Genomic DNA, 16,497 nt, shown 5'->3' on the forward strand with positions numbered 1-16,497 from the left:
AGGCGGCCGGCGTGTTTCAGCGCGATGTCGAGACCGGCGGGCTCCTGTCACATGCCTGCCGCAATGCCCGACATGGCGAGGCCCCGGACGCTGTCGCGCCAGGGGCCTCTCAACATGTCAGTCGGCCTGTAAGCCGGGTTTTGTGGGGCGGGATTGCTCCCGCGCGACGACCATTCCTCTAGGCGACCGATTGCTCGGCCGCTCTGGCAACCTACCCGGACGACGGCGCGGATCCACGCCCGGGGCTGCCCCCTGTCGTCCCTATTCGGTTTTGCTCCCGGTGGGGTTTACCGTGCCGCTTCCGTTGCCGGTCGCGCGGTGGGCTCTTACCCCACCTTTTCACCCTTGCCGGGGCGAGCCCCGGCGGTCTGTTTTCTGTGGCACTGTCCCTGGGGTCGCCCCCGCCGGACGTTATCCGGCACCGTGTTTCCGTGGAGCCCGGACTTTCCTCCCCCGCGCCCTTTCGGGTGATGCGGCGGCGGCCGTCCGGCCGGCTGACAGGCCTCAAGTGTGACACGCGGGCGATGGTGTCAAGCGGCATACCCCCTCAGTCGGCGGGCGGCCCATCGACGGATTTGCGTCCCTTCGGTGCGCCGACGCTGCTCATTGGTGTTGAGGGCTTGGCCGGATCACTCGCGGGAAAGGATTCTTCCAGCGCCTCATTGAGCGCGTCTTCGTCCGCCCTGTTCATCGCATTCTTCGGCATTGTCGGCCCCTTGCCGGAAATGGCCTCCTCGAACTCGCGGGTGCCCTGGTCCTGCAGCTCTTGGGCTTTGGTGTCGCCGGACATGCGTCCCTCCTGTGGCCATAGCGTTCCGTGACCAACAACCCGCCAGCCCGCCCCATGGTTCCTGCATCGGTGGCCGGCATCCGCCTTGGTTCACGGTCTCCAGCTCTGCTAAGGCTGGAGCCCGCAATGGATGAGGTTGCCATGCCGTCGCCGCTTCTCGCGCCCCTCTTCGGTTCGCCGACCATGGAGGCGGTCTGGTCGGACGAGGCCGCCGTCGTCGCCATGCTGACTTTCGAGGCCGCGCTGGCCGTGGCGGAGGGAGACGCTGGCGTTATCCCCGCCTCGGCTGTCGTGCCGATCAATGCCGGCTGCACGATGCTCGATGTCGACATGGCGGCACTGGCGCAGGCGGCTGCAATCGCCGGCAACACGGCGATCCCTCTCGTCAAGATGGCGACCGCGAAAGTGGCGGCATCCGATCCGGAAGCCGCCAAATGGGTGCATTACGGCGCCACCAGCCAGGACGTGATGGACACCGGCCTGGTGCTGCAATTGCGCGAGGCCTTCAAGGTCATCGAGGCCGATCTCGTCCGCGCCATGGCTGCCGCCGCAGCCCTCGCGAAGGCCCATCGCGACACGCCGATGGCCGGCCGCACCTGGTTGCAGCAGGCTCTGCCGATCACCTTCGGCCTGAAGATGGCGGGAACGCTCGATGCGCTGATGCGCCATCGCGACCGGCTGGCCGAAGCGCGCCCGCGCATCCTCGCGCTGCAGTTCGGCGGTGCCGCGGGCACACTCGCCTCGCTCGGCGGCAAGGGGCCGGAGGTCGCCCGCCTGCTCGCCGCGCGCCTCGACCTATCGTTGCCCGACACGCCCTGGCACGGCCAGCGCGACCGCATCCTGGAAGCCGCGAGCCTCATGGCGGGGCTGGTCGCCACGGGCGCCAAGGTCGCCCGTGACGTCGCCCTCATGATGCAGACCGAGGTCGGCGAGGTGCTGGAGCCGGCCGCGCCGGGACGCGGCGGCTCCTCCACCATGCCGCACAAGCGCAATCCTGCCCTCTCCGCCACCATCCTCGGCGCGGCCGGCCTCGCGCCCCAACTCCTTGCCACCATCGCCGCTGGCGGCGCGGGCGAGCACGAGCGCTTCGCCGGCGGCTGGCAGTCCGAATGGCTGGCACTGCCCGAACTCGCCCGCCTCACCGGCGGAGTCCTTGCCCGCCTCGGGGAACTGCTGGAGGGGATGGAGGTGAAGCCTGAGCGCATGCGCGCCAATCTCGGCACCACGGGCGGTCTGCTCATGGCCGAGGCCGTGCAGATGGCGCTGGCGCCGACGCTCGGCCGTCTCGCCGCCCATGATCGGATCGAGGCGGCCTGTCGCAAGGCGAACGGCGAGGGCAGGGCGCTTCTCGACGTTCTGGCGGAGGACGCCTCCATCGCGCCCCATGCGTCCCGCGAGCGCCTCGCCGAGCTCCTCGACCCCACCGGCTATCTCGGCGCGGCGGGGGTTTTCGTGGATGGCGTGTTGCAGCGGTATGCGGCCCGCTGAGTCTCAGCCTCCGTAGAGGCCCTTGTAGGTCTCGCGAAGGACGTTCTTCTGCACCTTGCCCATGGTGTTGCGCGGGAGGTCATCGACGATGATGACCTGTTTCGGCAGCTTGAACTTGGCAAGGCGGGCCTCGAGGGCCTGGAGGATGGCGCCCGCATCCAGCGTCGCGCCGGGCACGGGGACGACCACGGCGGTGACGCCCTCGCCGAAATCAGGATGGGGAACACCGATCACGGCACTCTCGAAGACGCCGGCCATGCCGTCGATTTCCGTCTCCACTTCCTTCGGATAGACGTTGTAGCCGCCGGAAATGACGAGGTCCTTGCCGCGCCCGACGATATGGACATAGCCGTCGGCGTCGATCTTGCCGAGGTCGCCGGTGATGAAAAAGCCGTCCGCGCGAAACTCGGCTTCGGTCTTCTCCGGCATGCGCCAGTAACCCTTGAAGACATTCGGCCCCTTCACCTCGATCATGCCGATCTCGCCCTTGGCCAATTCCGTGCCCGTCTCCGGATCGGTGACACGCAGTTCGACCCCTGGCAGCGGGAAACCCACCGTGCCGGCGATCCGCTCGCCGTCATAGGGATTGGAGGTGTTCATATTGGTCTCGGTCATGCCGTAGCGCTCGAGGATCGCCTGGCCGGTCTTCTCGCGGAAGGCGCGGTGCGTCTCGGCGAGCAGCGGTGCCGAGCCCGAGATGAACAGACGCATGTGGCGCGTCGCGCCGGGGGTGAGGCGCTTGTCCTGCACCAGGCGCACATAGAAGGTCGGGACACCCATCATGGTCGTGGCGCGTGGCATCAGTTCGAACACCTTGTCGGCGTCAAACTTCGGCAGGAACAGCATGGTCGCCCCCGCCATCAGGATCGTGTTGGTGGCAACGAAAAGGCCGTGGGTGTGGAAGATCGGCAGGGCGTGCAGGAGCACGTCGTCGCGCGTGAAATGCCAGTAGTCCTTGAGCGTCAGCGCGTTGGAGGCGAGGTTGTCATGGGTCAGCATGGCGCCCTTGGAGCGCCCCGTCGTCCCCGATGTGTAGAGGATGGCGGCGAGATCGTCGGCGCCGCGCGCCACCGTGTCGAAGACCGGCTGTGCGGCGAGCGCCTTCTGCCACAGCGAACCATCCTTCCCCCGGCCGAGCGTTTCGACGGCCGGCACGCCGGTGCGGGCCGCCACTTCGGCGATCCCCTCGCGGCGGGAGGGATCACAGACCACCATCGCCGGCTCGGCGTCGGAGAGGAAATATTCGATCTCCGCGAGCGTGTAGCCCGTGTTGAGCGGCAGGAACACCGCCCCGGCCCTGACACAGGCGAGATAGAGGAAGATCGCGCCCGGCGATTTTTCGACCTGTACCGCCACCCGGTCGCCGGGCTTCACCCCTGCTGCCACCAGCGCATGGGCGAAGCAGCCGGTCGCGGCGAACAGGTCCTCATAGGTGAAGACCGTCCCGTCCTCGGTCTCGATGAAGGTCTTGGTCGGATCGGTGCCGAAGAGGCGGACGAGATCGAAGAGATGATTGGCCATGGCTCAGCGGGTGGTGCTCGGCGATGCGATCGGTGGAACGCGGGAGGCCGGACCATGCCGCATCCCGCCGGTCAGGTCGAGGGGCGGGTCGGGCCGCCCGTCAGCCGGCGCGCGCCATCGGCTTGCCGAGATGATCGGCCCGGATGGTGGCGCGGACCTGCGTCCCGGCCCCGGGCTTGGAGCGGATGGTCAGCGCACCGCCATGCAGGTCGATCAGCTTTTTGACGAGGGCGAGGCCCAGTTCGGCCCCTTCGCCCTCGCCTTCCGCCAGCGGATCGAGGGCCTGCGCCAGTTGCCCCGGTGAGACGCCGTCACCGGAATCGACCACGTCGAGCACCAGTTCGCCAGCGGGGCCCTGTTTGACGGAGACATTGACGATCCCGCCGCGCGGGGTGGTGGCGATGGCGTTGTTGACGAGTTCGCCCATGATCTTGCGCAGTGCCGCCGCATTGGCGGACATGGTGGAGACTTCCGGCGTCCAGACCACCCGGAACTTAACGCCCTTGGATTCCGCCCGCGGCCGGCAGAGCAGGTTGACCTCGCCGATGAGCTTCTCGATCGGCGCCTGGTCGCCGGCCGGCGGCGCCTCGATGGCGGAGGCTTGTGCATAGTCGAGCACGTCGGCAAGACGGCGGGCGAGCCTGGCCGATTCCTCCCGCGCCGCATCGATCAGCGCATCGATATCGTCCTGGTGGCGGCTCGATGCGGCGCGCCGCGCCATCAGGTGCAGCCGTTCGATCGGTTGGCGGAAGGTCCGGCCGATCAGCCGTACCAGTCCCGAGCGCACGCCCTTGAGGTTTTCGACGGCGATCAGCGAGCGGGCGACCTGGTCGGTCAGGAAGGCGACCTCGCGCGTCGCCGAATCGAGCTTGTGCTCGCGCTCCTGGACGTCGCTGGCGAGCCGGGCATTGAGGTCGTTGGCCTGCTCGGCGGCCGCCTCGGCAAGCGAGAGCTTTTCCTTCACGCCCTTGATCTGCGCCTGGAAGATGTCGACGGCGCGGTTGTATTCGCGGGCGATCTGGCCGAGTTCGCCGTCGGAATCGGCCTCCAGATAGGCGAAGGCGCCGGCATTCAGGTTGAGGGCGCCGAGCTGGCTCACCAGCATGGCAACGTCCGTCGTCATGGCATGCTCGGTGACGTTCAGGCCGATGCGCTCTTCCTCGCGCCCGACCCTCAGGCGGATGACAAATTGCAGGCCGAAGGCGGTGGCGCCCATGACCGCCGCTGACCATGCGACGATGGCGAGGAGGCCGATGGCCTGCAGGATCAGGGTCGGAACCAAGGTTTCGGGCAGGCAGAGGGCCACCGCTAGGACGCCGAGCATGCCCGGAAAGAGATGGGCAGAGGCGATGCCGAGGGCATCGTCGATCTCAAGCTGCTCGAGCGCGCGCGCGCCCGCGATCGCCAGCGCCGCCCCTGCCGCCCCGAGCGCGATCGCGCCAAGCGGGTGCAGCAGATGGGCCGCCGCCGAGGCCGCCACGACCCCGGCCAGCGTCGCATGGATGATGTGGACGACGGTAACGCGCGAGGGGCGGATCTGGTTGGCGAGGAAGGTCGCGGTGATCGCCGCGGCACCGGCGAGAACCAAATTGATCACGACGGGAGCGATGGCGATGCCGGCGGCCAACGCCTGGCCGATGGCGATGCCGAACCAGCCGAGCCACAGCAGCATCACGCCGAGGGCGGCGAAGGGAAAGCTCTGGCTCTGCACCACGAGGCTGCGCCGGGTTCCGTTGAAGCGACCGGTCCGTGCGCCGACGGCATGGGCGGCCACCAGTGCGGCGGTGCCTCCGGCGACGTGGATGACCCCGCCGCCGGCGAGGTCGATGAAGCCGAGGCCCTTGAGCCAGCCGGGGGTCTCGCCCTGCGCCCAGGCCCAATGCATGACGAGGGGCAGCACGCCCAGGCTGAACACCGCCACGAGCGCCGCATAGCCGCGCAGCGTCGTGCGTTCTGCCAGCGGTCCGGACAGGAGCGTCGCCGCGGCGCAGGCGATGGCGAGCGCGAAGACGAGGTCCGAGCCGCCGTCTGAAGGCATGAATGGGCCATTGCCGGCCAGGGGGCCGCCGGCATTCATGATGCCATACCCCGCCGCCCAGACGATGAGGACCGTGATGCCGACCTGAACGAGGAGCTTGGCTGCGGCGTTGACGCTGTGCTTGGCGCGCACCAGCCCGCTTTCCAGCGTGACATGGCCGGCAAGGACGAGGAACACGCAGAGCGCGATGATGACGGGCCAGAGCAGATCTTGCGGCGTCGGAGGCATCATGAAACCAGTGGCGAGACGCATCGCTCGCCGTCGCACTGTCTGCTATCATGGTTAACGCAAGGTTATCCGACGCCGAAACTGACAGGATCAGAACCGTTTAGCAGCGGCGTCAGCTCTCGGGCATCACCCCCGGCCGGTGCCGGTCGCGCCATTCGCGCGGGCGGACGAACTCGCCGGCCCACAGGCCCCGACGTGCAGTTCGGGCCGAGGCCTCGTCCTGGTAGTAGGCGCCATAGGCGACGGCATGGCCGGAGAGAACCTGTGCCCGTCCGAGGTCGACATCCTCGACCCGGCACACGGCGATGGTCCGCCCATATTGGTCGATGTTTCGACGCTCGCAGGCGAGGGGCTGGCCGGCGACCACGGCGATCAGTGAACGGGCGGATTCCCGTCCGCAGCGCACCTCCCGGCCGTCGCGCGTGCAGCGCTGGAAGAGCTCCGGCGCATCGATGCCAAAAAGCCTCACCTCGAGTCCGGCGACGACCAGGCTGTCACCATCGACGATGCGCGCATAACCGCCGAAGCTGCCGCCGGCCGTGGGTCCCTGCAGGGCATGGTGGATCGCATAGGCGGTCACCGCCGCAACGGCCAGGACGAGCCAGACAAAGCCGGTATTTGGCCGCAGGCTGCGGAACCGGGAAAAGCGCAGCATTGCGGGCCCAGGGCGGGGAATCAGGAATGAAGCGGCGTGTTCATGGTTCGTTTACCATGGATATCGACCCGCCGTTAATCAACCTCTGCCACATTTCGACCCGAGTGGCGTTGCGTTGGAGAGGTGCCCGGGGATGGGCGTGACGGCGGCAGACGGACGGCCGGCCGACCGGCAGGCCGAAAAGGCGCGTGAGCACGCCCAGAGCCGCAAACGCGTCGTCCGTCAGGTGCGCGATGCGCGTGATCGGCTGACCTCGACCACCGGCACGAAGCGCTCGTTCGAATATGAGTTGATGCGCGTCTTCGCGCAGAACAAGCGTTCGGCGGGCATCGCCGTCGCTCTCATTGCCGTCGCCACCGGCTGGGTTGCCGGCTGGGCCACCAATCCGGCGCTAGGAGCCGCGGCGGGTCTCGTCATCCTCGTTGCCCATGGCTTCTGCATGCTCATGGCGCGGTCCTTCCTCAAGGTCGCGCCAGACAAGGCCGATCTCGGATCCTGGCGCCTGCGCTTCGTCATCGCCGAGGTGATGCTCGGACTGGCCTGGGTTCTTGCCTTCATCGTCGTCATGCGAACCGAGGTCGCCGAGGCGAGCAATTTCCTGCTCGTCGGCATGCTCATCGTCGTCGCCGTCTCGGCGATGATCGGCTCGACCCTGCCGGCCGCCGTCTTGGCCTCCTCGCTGCCCGTCGCCGGCACGGTGATCGCTTATTTTCTGCTGCTCCACGGCATGCAGGGCGCGGTTCTCGGAGCCATGGCCCTCGGCACGCTCGTCTTCTTCGCCATCATCTCGGCGCGCCTCTACCAGACCAACCTCGCCACCATCGAGGCGCGGGCCGAGAAGGACGCGCTGATCGGCGAGTTGGAGACCGCCAAGACGAATTCCGACGAGGCCCGGCGCAATGCCGAGATGGCCAATATCGCCAAGTCGCAGTTCCTTGCCCAGATGAGCCACGAACTGCGCACACCACTGAACGCTATCCTCGGCTTCTCGGAGGTGATGAAGGGGGAGATGTTCGGCCCCCACTCCTCCCCTCAATATGCCGAGTATGCCGGCGACATCCATTCCTCGGGACAGCATCTGCTCTCGCTGATCAACGAGATCCTCGACCTGTCGCGCATCGAGGCGGGCCGCTACGACCTTAACGAGGAGGCCTTGACGCTCGCCTATGTCGTTGAGGACTGCCATCACCTGCTCAAGGTGCGCGCCAAGAACAAGGGCGTCGCCATCATAGAGCGCTTCGAGACCGACATGCCGAAGCTCTGGGCGGACGAGCGCTCGATCCGGCAGATCGTGCTCAATCTGATGTCCAACGCTATCAAGTTCACCCCGGTCGGTGGCGAGATCACCCTGAAGGTCGGCTGGACCGCATCGGGCGGACAGTATATCGCGGTGAAAGACACGGGGCCCGGCATTCCCGAGGACGAGATTCCAATCGTCCTGTCGAATTTCGGCCAGGGCTCCAATGCGATCAAGAATGCCGAACAGGGCACCGGCCTGGGACTGCCCATCGTCCAGGGCCTGGTCTCCATGCATGGCGGTACCTTCACGCTGAAGTCGACCGTGCGCATCGGGACCGAGGTGACCGTGACCTTCCCGGCCGAACGCGTGATGGAAGCACTGCCAGCCATCGCCAGCCCGCCCGTGGTCGCTCCCATCGACATTCCCATGGCCGAGGAGCCGATGCCCGCCGCCATGGTGCAGAATGTCGGAGCGCTCCGCCGCGCCCTGTTCGGGCCGCGCCGCTGAAGCCCATCCTCCATCCCGCCGGCTTGACCCTTCCCGAGCGATGATGTGCAGTTACACGATAGGAAGCCTGCCGCACGAGGACGTCTGCGATGAAGCTCTACGATACCCCGCTTGCACCCAATCCGCGCCGCGTCCGCGTCTTCCTCGCCGAAAAGGGCCTCGATATCCCCAAGGTCACCATCGACCTCGGCAAGATGGAACAGAAGTCGGAGAGCTACGCCGCCGTCAATCCACGCCAGCGAACGCCCGCCCTCGAGCTGGAAGACGGTTCGATCCTGTGTGAATCCATCGCCATCTGCCGCTATATCGAGGCGCTCCATCCCGAGCCGAACCTCTTCGGGCAGACGCCCAGGGAAATCGGTGAGATCGAGATGTGGTCGCGTCGCGCCGAGCTGAATCTTCTCTCGACGATCGCCTCGGCTTTCCGCCATCTGCACCCCGCCATGGCCGCCATGGAAGTGCCGCAGGTGAAGGAATGGGGCGAGGTCAACAAGGCCCGCATCGTCGACGAACTCGCCTTCCTCGACAGACAGCTCGCCGGTCGCGACTTCGTCTGCTGCGACCGTTTCACCAATGCCGACATCACCGCGATGATCGGGATCGATTTCCTCAAGCCGACCCGCGTCGCCGTTCCGGACGAACTGGTCGACCTGAAGCGCTGGCATGCGGCTATGGCCGCCCGTCCCAGCGCCAAGGCCTGAGGGCGGAAGCCTGACCGCCGGGCGGCGTCTCAGCGACGGCATGGCAGGTGAGGGCGCAGACGCCCTCGCGGCCCTTGAGCGCGCTATATCCACCTGCCGGATCTGCGCCGACACCCCCCGTGGCGCGCCGCTTCCCCATGCCCCGCGACCCGTCGCCTGGCCTTCGGCCACAGCGCGCATCCTGGTCGCTGGCCAGGCCCCCGGCACCCGCGTCCATGCCTCGGGCCGGCCCTTCACCGACCCGTCCGGCGACAGGCTGCGCTCGTGGATGGGGCTGGACGAGGCCGTCTTCTACGACCGTTCCCGCCTCGCCATCCTTCCCATGGGCTTCTGCTTTCCCGGCCTCGACGCCAAGGGAGCTGACCTGCCGCCGCGCCGCGAATGCCGTGACGCCTGGCATGACCGGGTGATGGCGGCCATGCCGCAGGTCGACCTGATCCTTGCCATCGGTGCTGCGGCGCAGGCCTATCACCTCGCTCGGCTTGGCCTGGGGCATCTGCGCGGCGCGACCCTGACCGAGACTGTCGCCGCCTGGCGCACCATTCTCGCGGCACGCGCCAGCCCGGCCGTCTTCGTCCTGCCGCACCCTTCCTGGCGCAATTCGGGATGGCTGAAGCGCCATCCCTGGTTCGAGGTCGACATTGTCCCGGCGCTGCGGCGGGCAGTGGCGGCGCGGGTTTAGGGCCGTTGGCCGGGGAACGGTGCCGGGGGGTGGGGCGTCACTTCCGCTCGAGGCGGGCGAACAGGCTGGACGTGTCCCAGCGGCCGCCGCCCATCGCCTGGACCTCGCCATAGAACTGGTCAACCACCGCGGTCACCGGCAGAGTCGCACCGTTCCGGCGGGCCTCCGCCAGGCAGATCGACAGGTCCTTGCGCATCCAGTCCACGGCAAAGCCGAAGTCGAACTTGTCCTGGTTCATTGTCTTGTGACGGTTCTCCATCTGCCACGACCCGGCGGCACCCTTGGAAATGACGTCGACGAGCTGCTCAATGTCGAGACCGGCTTTCCTAGCGAAATGCAGCCCCTCGGAAAGACCCTGGACGAGGCCGGCGATGCAGATCTGGTTGACCATCTTGGCGAGCTGGCCGGCCCCCGGTCCGCCAAGCCGGCGGGCGGCGCGGGCAAAGGCCATGATCACGGGTTCGGCGCGGGCATAGTCCGCCTCCTCGCCGCCGCACATGACCGTGAGAACGCCGTTCTCGGCACCGGCCTGGCCGCCCGAGACAGGCGCGTCGACGAAGCCGATCCCGAGGGCCTTCGCCTTGGCCTGGAGCTCGCGCGCGACATCGGCGGACGCGGTGGTGTTGTCGACGAAGACCGTGCCGGGCGCCATGGCCTGGAACGCGCCGTCCGGGCCGATGGTGACGGCCCGCAGGTCATCGTCATTGCCGACGCAGGCGAAGACGAAATCCTGACCGGCAGCCGCCTCCTTCGGCGTCCGCGCCGCTCTGCCACCATGCTGCGCCACCCAGGAATCGGCCTTGGCGGCCGTGCGGTTGTAGACGGTCAGGGCATGGCCGCCCTTGGCCTTGAGGTGGCCGGCCATGGGATAGCCCATGACGCCGAGACCGAGGAACGCGACTTTCGCCATGATGTGAACTCCGCTGCGATAGCTGGAAAGAAGGGACGCCTACCATCCCCGTGGCGGACGTGAGGTCAAGCCTTGCGGTTCGCCAACCCACTGCCGAGTCGCGATTACGTACAAACACTTGGCCATGTGAAATTCGGAAGACCGCCAATCCGCAAAGCTGGCATGCGTTGGTGAATTGTGGTTTTGTCCGCCCCACGAGTCCGGCGAACGGGCCGGTTTTTTTCCACTGCGGGACCTTAGGGAGAACATGCTCATGGAGCGCCGCACATTCATCAAGACCGCGTCGGTCGCCGCCGCCGCATCCGCAGTCGCCGCCCCGGCGATCGCCCAGACCGCGCCGGAAGTGAAATGGCGCCTCGCCTCCTCCTTCCCGAAGTCGCTCGACACCATCTACGGCGCCGCCGAGGTCTTTGCGAAGGCCGTTGCGGAAATGACCGACAACAGGTTCCAGATCCAGGTCTTCGCCGCCGGCGAAATCGTCCCGGGTTTGCAGGCGATGCAGGCCGTGCGTGACGGGACGGTCGAGTCCTGCCACACGGCGTCCTACTACTATACCGGTATCGACCCGACCTTCGCCTTCGGCACCGCCGTGCCCTTCGGTCTCAACTCGCGGCAGCAGAACGCCTGGCATTTCCTCGGCGGCGGCATGGAGCTGATGAACGCCTTCTATGCCAAGCACAACATCTACGCGATCCCTGCGGGAAATACGGGCTGCCAGATGGGCGGCTGGTTTCGCAAGGAAATCCGCACCGCCGACGATCTGAAGGGCCTGAAGATGCGCATCGGCGGCTTTGCCGGTCGCACGATGCAGAAGCTCGGCGTCGTGCCCCAGCAGGTCCCCGCCGGCGATATTTATCCCTCGCTGGAAAAGGGCACGATCGACGCGGCCGAGTGGGTCGGCCCCTATGACGACCAGAAGCTCACTTTGAACAGGGTCGCGCCGTTCTACTACTATCCCGGCTGGTGGGAAGGTGGAGCCATGCTCCACAACATGTTCAATATCGCCCGCTACAACGCTCTCCCGGCGTCCTACAAGGCGATCCTGCTCAACGCGTCGCATCAGGCCAACACCTGGATGATGGCCAAGTACGATGCCCAGAATCCGGCAGCGCTGCGCCAGCTCGTGGCCAACGGCACCCAGCTGCGGCCCTTCTCGCTTGAAATTCTGGAGGCTTCCTTCCGGGCCTCCAACGAGGTGAATGCCGAGACCGCGGCCCAGAATGCTGAATTCAAGAAGGTCCTCGATCACCATAACGCTTTCCGTGGTGAGCAGTATCTGTGGTGGCAGGTCGCCGAGTACACCTATGACACCTTCATGATCCGGGCCCGCGCCCGCGGCTGATCTCGCCCAGGCGAGTGACACAAAACCCCGGCGGAGCAATCCACCGGGGTTTTTCATGGGATCATCGGGATACCGTACCGAAGTCCTTGCCCGGACCTCAGGGACGATAGCCGGGCGGGCGCTTCAGCCAGGGCTGGTTGGTGCGGATCTCGTTGCGGCCGAACTCGAACAGCGCGTTCATGTAGACGGGATCGAAGGGCTTCTCGTAAGGCACCGTGAATCGCCTGGAAATATAGGCGAGATTGAAGTCGACCCGGTCGCGCTGGGTGACCAAATACATCCGGTAAATGTCGCCGATGGCGTTCGACGTGATCATCGTCGAGATGGACCGCGCGGCAATCTGCAACAGGCCGCGCTTGACCTCCTCGTTCAGTTCCTGTGTCCGGCCGTTGCGGATGATCCAGGCCACCCGTGGGACGCGGCGCACCACGGCAGGTGCATTCCGCAGCGGGGCATCGCTCGGGTAGAGGAACACCTGGGTCGTTGCCCCGCCGTCGACATGCATTTCCTGGCGCCGTGTAGCGCCCACCATGACGTCCATCATCACGGGCGGAAACGCCCCCGGGATGGAGGCCGAGGCGAGCAGGATGTCACGGATCGCCTGGACCTTGCCCGGATGGTTGCTGATAGCGATCGCGCCGATATTCCACGCCACCGGCTGGCCAAGGTCGAGATTGGTGGTGCCGATCATCAGCACGCGACCCTTCCGGTACTCGCGGCCGATCTCCTCGACCATCTCGGGCGTGATATGGGTAGCGATCAGCGCAGCAAGCGGCCGGCTGTCGGCGACGGAATCGCCGTTGAGGATGGTGACGATCGGCAGGATCTGGGCGATGTTGTCGCGCTGGATGGTCGTATAGACAGCCTTGAGCTGCGCGTCGTAGCGGCTTCCGAGGAAGGCGAAGGGCGCTGTCAGGGCGCCGGTGGAGACGCCGGTCACCAGGCGGAACTGCGGCCGGTCGCCCCGTTCCGTCCAGCCGTAGAGCAATCCCGCTCCGAACGCGCCGTTCTCGCCGCCGCCTGAAATGGCGAGCAGATGATCCGTGCCGGTTTCCCCCGACAGGCGCCGCCGCTGTTCGGATGCGGCAAAGCTGGCGGTGAGGGCCGCAGTGTCCCCGCTGAGGGAGAAACGCGCATCGGGAATACCGAGGAACGACGCCTCGGCCGTCTCGTGCCGCGGAACGGCCGGCAGCCGCGGCTGGGTCGAACACCCCGCGAGAACCACGGTCATCGCCATGATGGCGAACTGAAACAGGCGAGGCACTGTCGGTTGCATGAACCACTCCGTGCCTCATCGATAAAGGGCGGCTCGCGGAGCGTCTAGGGCCGAAAAGACACGGGCCGCGACGGTCAGGCGCGGCCCGGTCATCTCAGTTGCGCGGCGCCGGCGGTGGCTCCAGCCCGGGCGGCGGTCCGCCAAGGCCAGGCGGCGGTCCGCCCAGGCCTGGTGGCGGTCCGCCCAGGCCTGGTGGCGGGCCTCCGAGCCCAGGCAAGCCGCCCGGCGCATCGAAGCTCGGCAGGCCGGTGCCGAGGCCCGGCAACTCGATGCGGATCTCCACCTTGGAGGGGTCCACCGTCGGCGCCGTGCCCTTGTAATGCATGACGAGGCCCGGGAAGGCGATGACCAGCGTCACCATGATGCACTGGATGAAGACGAATGGCACCGCGCCCTGGTAGATCTGCAGGGTCTTGACGGGTTCCATGGGTTTACCCGTGACCTTGTCGGTAAAGGGATCCTTCGGCGCGACCGAGCGCAGATAGAACAGCGCGAAGCCGAACGGCGGCGTCAGGAAAGAGGTCTGCATGTTCACGGACAGGATCACCCCGAACCAGATCAGATCGATCCCCAGTTTCTCGGCGGCTGGTCCCATCAAAGGCACGATGATGAAGGCCAGTTCGAAAAAGTCGAGGAAGAAGCCAAGGATGAAGACGACGAGGTTGACCACGATGAGGAAGCCCACCTGGCCACCCGGCAGCGAGGTCAGAAGGTGTTCGACCCAGATGTGACCGTTCACGCCGTAGAACGTGAGCCCGAACACGCGGGCGCCGACCAGGATGAAGAGCACGAAGGCCGACAGTTTCGCCGTCGACTCGGTCGCCTGCTTGATGATGCCGAAATTGAAGCGGCGCTCCTCGCCGGTCAGGTAACGCTTCACGCCGGCCAGCAGGAGTGCGCCGGCCGCTCCCATCGCGCCGCCTTCCGTGGGCGTGGCGACACCGATGAAGATCGTCCCGAGCACCAGGAAGATGAGGGCCAACGGCGGCACCATCACGAAGGTGACCTGCTCGGCGATGTTGGAGATGAGACGTCTGCCGGTGAAGCGCTCCATGAGGCCGACGACGAGCGCATAGAGGCTGCCGAAGGCGATCGCTTCCGAACTCACGGCCAGCAGCGGCTGCGCCGTTTCGCGCAGATAGTACCAGCCGAAGCCGAAGACCACCGATGCGATGAACGTCACGTACCAGTACTTGGCGCCGAACAGGTAGTTGAGCAGCGCACAGAGGAAAGCCACCAGGACCGTCACCGACATCGTCAGGATGATGAAGTCGGCCAAACCCGTCACGTTAGTCTGGCTCATCACGTGATAGGCGACGAGGCCCGAGAACAGCGTGAGGATGCCGAGCTGCGCCACACCGCGCGAACCGTCGGGCTCGAGAAAACCGACATCCTGCTTCGGCAGACCGGGCACGGCCTGCGGATTGATCATGGAGACGATGAAAACCCAGCCCGCATACATGAGCGTCAGAATCAGGCCGGGCAAGAAGGCGCCCTGGTACATGTCGCCCACGGACCGGCCCAGCTGGTCGGCCATGACGATGAGCACCAGCGAGGGCGGGATGATCTGCGCCAGCGTCCCTGAGGCCAGGATGACGCCGCTCGCCAGCCGTCGATCATAACCGTAGCGCAGCATGATGGGCAGTGAGATGAGCCCCATGGAGATCACCGATGCCGCCACCACACCGGTGGTCGCCGCAAGCAGAGCACCCACGAAAATGACCGCATAGGCGAGGCCGCCTCGGACCGTTCCGAAGAGTTGCCCGATCGTGTCGAGCAGGTCCTCCGCCATGCCGGAGCGCTCGAGGATGAGCCCCATGAAGGTGAAGAACGGGATCGCCAGCAGCGTCTCGTTGTTCATCGTGCCGAAAATGCGTTCAGGCAGCGCCTGCAGGAAGTTCGGCTGGAACAGTCCGAGTTCGATGCCGATGATGGCGAAGAACAGGCCATTGGCGGCGAGCGCGAAGGCGACCGGGTAACCCAGCAGCATGAACATCACCAGCACGACGAACATCACCGGCGCCATGTTGGCGCGAAGGAAGTCGCCCACACCGCTGCCGGTGGCCGCCTGGGCCGGTTCCGTGAGGAATGTCAGGGCGAGAACGGTGAGGGCGGCGGCGGCGAGCGCGCCCGACAGGAAACGGCGGATGGTCACTGAATGTCTCCTGGTGCGCATCACTTCTTGGCGGCGTCGAGCAGGCCCTGGGCCCTAGCGGCCTCGAGCAGGCGGGCGGCTTCCGCCTCGGCCATCTCGCTATGGCCACCGCCGTGGACGTCCTCGATGTCACCGCGCATGATGGCAATTCGCTTGATCAACTCGCTGATGCCCTGGAACAGCAGCAGCACGAAGCCGGCCAACACCAGGAATTTGGCAGGCCAGACGACAAGGCCGCCGGCATTCATCGACTGCTCGTTCTGCAGGTAGGACTTGAGGAAGAACGGCCAGCTGTCCAGCAGCAGCAGGATACAGAACGGCATCAGGAACAGGGTGTGGCCCAGCACCTCGATCCAGTTGCGCACGCGCTTCGGGAAGCGGCTGCTGACGATGTCGATCCGGATGTGCTCGTTGGACAGCAACGTCCACGCCGCGCAGAGCATGAAGACGGCACCGAACAGGTACCATTGCGCTTCCAGCCAGGCGTTCGAGGAGCTCGAGAACGCCTTTCGGATGATCGCGTTGCCAGCCGAAATGAGAATGGCGACGAGGATCAGCCAACTGGCCGCCCTGCCGATATGGGTGTTCACCGCGTCGATGACACGGCTGATCGACAGAAGTCCCTGCATGCCGGGTAGACTCCCCTGGAAGGCCATCACCTCGCGGGGCCGCAGGAGAGGACGCCTTTGCACCCCGCTCTCACGCATGCGAGCGGAAGACCCGCTGCCATGAAGCATCATGAAACGTGTCTGCCGACAATGTCCGGTCGCTGCGTCATGGACGCAGCCCGCATTGTCCCTCGATCGCCCACCATGCCTGTCCCGCTGACCGACCCCGCAATTGTTGTGCGGTGACCGGTACGACGTCGAAATGTCGCACCTCCTCTATGCCACGGCTGCGGCGGGGACAACAGTGGCATGCGGAATGAACAGCGGGATTTGCCCGCATCTGGCGCCATTCTTTT

General features: G+C 66.3%; 13 protein-coding genes and 1 other RNA gene. 5 read left to right on the forward strand and 9 right to left on the reverse strand.

Annotated elements, in window-relative coordinates; genetic code table 11:
• Nucleotides 1-113: 113 nt before the first annotated feature.
• Nucleotides 114-498: RNase P RNA component class A (gene rnpB / locus Q0C57_RS01950), an RNA gene on the reverse strand.
• 49 nt (nt 499-547) lie between these two features.
• Nucleotides 548-790 (reverse strand): hypothetical protein, encoded by a 243-nt coding sequence (locus Q0C57_RS01955; RefSeq protein WP_296571289.1) that lies wholly within the window; start codon nt 788-790, stop codon nt 548-550.
• 141 nt (nt 791-931) lie between these two features.
• On the opposite strand from Q0C57_RS01955, the gene Q0C57_RS01960 reads away from it, so the two are divergent.
• Entirely contained in the window at nt 932-2,278 is a 1,347-nt protein-coding gene (locus Q0C57_RS01960; protein ID WP_296571291.1) for a 3-carboxy-cis,cis-muconate cycloisomerase, read from the forward strand.
• Between the two features lie 3 nt (nt 2,279-2,281).
• Here the strand turns inward: Q0C57_RS01960 and Q0C57_RS01965 are convergent, their stop codons facing one another.
• From Q0C57_RS01965 to Q0C57_RS01975, 3 genes are all read right to left on the reverse strand, one after another.
• A complete protein-coding gene (locus Q0C57_RS01965; RefSeq protein ID WP_296571294.1) occupies nt 2,282-3,799 on the reverse strand; it encodes a malonyl-CoA synthase in 1,518 nt (505 codons plus the stop codon).
• Between the two features lie 100 nt (nt 3,800-3,899).
• Entirely contained in the window at nt 3,900-6,089 is a 2,190-nt protein-coding gene (locus Q0C57_RS01970; RefSeq protein ID WP_296571297.1) for an ATP-binding protein, read from the reverse strand.
• An 88-nt stretch (nt 6,090-6,177) separates the two neighbouring features.
• Complete coding sequence (locus tag Q0C57_RS01975; protein WP_296571300.1) at nt 6,178-6,720, reverse strand: thermonuclease family protein; 543 nt, start codon at nt 6,718-6,720, stop codon at nt 6,178-6,180.
• A 139-nt stretch (nt 6,721-6,859) separates the two neighbouring features.
• On the opposite strand from Q0C57_RS01975, the gene Q0C57_RS01980 reads away from it, so the two are divergent.
• The 3 genes from Q0C57_RS01980 (at nt 6,860) to Q0C57_RS01990 (ending at nt 9,850) form a co-directional block, all read left to right on the forward strand.
• On the forward strand, nt 6,860-8,467 hold the full coding sequence (locus Q0C57_RS01980) for an ATP-binding protein (RefSeq protein ID WP_296571304.1): 1,608 nt from the start codon (nt 6,860-6,862) through the stop codon (nt 8,465-8,467).
• Between the two features lie 89 nt (nt 8,468-8,556).
• Nucleotides 8,557-9,168: a glutathione S-transferase family protein gene (locus Q0C57_RS01985; RefSeq protein ID WP_296571306.1), complete on the forward strand. Its 612-nt coding sequence runs from the start codon at nt 8,557-8,559 to the stop codon at nt 9,166-9,168.
• A 40-nt stretch (nt 9,169-9,208) separates the two neighbouring features.
• Nucleotides 9,209-9,850, forward strand: a complete 642-nt coding sequence (locus Q0C57_RS01990; protein WP_296571310.1) for a uracil-DNA glycosylase family protein — start codon at nt 9,209-9,211, stop codon at nt 9,848-9,850.
• A gap of 37 nt (nt 9,851-9,887) precedes the next feature.
• Here the strand turns inward: Q0C57_RS01990 and Q0C57_RS01995 are convergent, their stop codons facing one another.
• Entirely contained in the window at nt 9,888-10,760 is an 873-nt protein-coding gene (locus Q0C57_RS01995) for an NAD(P)-dependent oxidoreductase (RefSeq protein WP_296571313.1), read from the reverse strand.
• Between the two features lie 253 nt (nt 10,761-11,013).
• Between Q0C57_RS01995 and Q0C57_RS02000 the strand changes: the two genes are divergently transcribed.
• Entirely contained in the window at nt 11,014-12,102 is a 1,089-nt protein-coding gene (locus tag Q0C57_RS02000; protein WP_296571315.1) for a TRAP transporter substrate-binding protein, read from the forward strand.
• Nucleotides 12,103-12,199: 97 nt separating this feature from the next.
• Here the strand turns inward: Q0C57_RS02000 and Q0C57_RS02005 are convergent, their stop codons facing one another.
• The 3 genes from Q0C57_RS02005 to Q0C57_RS02015 form a co-directional block, all read right to left on the reverse strand.
• On the reverse strand, nt 12,200-13,378 hold the full coding sequence (locus tag Q0C57_RS02005) for a patatin-like phospholipase family protein (protein ID WP_296571318.1): 1,179 nt from the start codon (nt 13,376-13,378) through the stop codon (nt 12,200-12,202).
• Nucleotides 13,379-13,472: 94 nt separating this feature from the next.
• Complete coding sequence (locus Q0C57_RS02010; RefSeq protein WP_296571549.1) at nt 13,473-15,428, reverse strand: TRAP transporter large permease subunit; 1,956 nt, start codon at nt 15,426-15,428, stop codon at nt 13,473-13,475.
• A gap of 125 nt (nt 15,429-15,553) precedes the next feature.
• Entirely contained in the window at nt 15,554-16,162 is a 609-nt protein-coding gene (locus Q0C57_RS02015) for a TRAP transporter small permease subunit (RefSeq protein WP_296571320.1), read from the reverse strand.
• Nucleotides 16,163-16,497 lie beyond the last annotated feature (335 nt).

Origin of the sequence: Phreatobacter sp. (genome assembly GCF_022843985.1) — a bacterium.
Taxonomy (GTDB): Bacteria; Pseudomonadota; Alphaproteobacteria; order Rhizobiales; family Phreatobacteraceae; genus Phreatobacter.

Bases quoted from the DNA above. Each gene is read 5' to 3' on its own strand.
- Q0C57_RS01955 (WP_296571289.1), bottom strand. From the start codon at position 790: ATGTCCGGCGACACCAAAGCCCAAGAGCTGCAGGACCAGGGCACCCGC.
- Q0C57_RS01960 (WP_296571291.1), top strand. From the start codon at position 932: ATGCCGTCGCCGCTTCTCGCGCCCCTCTTCGGTTCGCCGACCATGGAG.
- Q0C57_RS01965 (WP_296571294.1), bottom strand. From the start codon at position 3,799: ATGGCCAATCATCTCTTCGATCTCGTCCGCCTCTTCGGCACCGATCCG.
- Q0C57_RS01970 (WP_296571297.1), bottom strand. From the start codon at position 6,089: ATGCGTCTCGCCACTGGTTTCATGATGCCTCCGACGCCGCAAGATCTG.
- Q0C57_RS01975 (WP_296571300.1), bottom strand. From the start codon at position 6,720: ATGCTGCGCTTTTCCCGGTTCCGCAGCCTGCGGCCAAATACCGGCTTT.
- Q0C57_RS01985 (WP_296571306.1), top strand. From the start codon at position 8,557: ATGAAGCTCTACGATACCCCGCTTGCACCCAATCCGCGCCGCGTCCGC.
- Q0C57_RS01990 (WP_296571310.1), top strand. From the start codon at position 9,209: ATGGCAGGTGAGGGCGCAGACGCCCTCGCGGCCCTTGAGCGCGCTATA.
- Q0C57_RS01995 (WP_296571313.1), bottom strand. From the start codon at position 10,760: ATGGCGAAAGTCGCGTTCCTCGGTCTCGGCGTCATGGGCTATCCCATG.
- Q0C57_RS02000 (WP_296571315.1), top strand. From the start codon at position 11,014: ATGGAGCGCCGCACATTCATCAAGACCGCGTCGGTCGCCGCCGCCGCA.
- Q0C57_RS02005 (WP_296571318.1), bottom strand. From the start codon at position 13,378: ATGCAACCGACAGTGCCTCGCCTGTTTCAGTTCGCCATCATGGCGATG.
- Q0C57_RS02015 (WP_296571320.1), bottom strand. From the start codon at position 16,162: ATGCAGGGACTTCTGTCGATCAGCCGTGTCATCGACGCGGTGAACACC.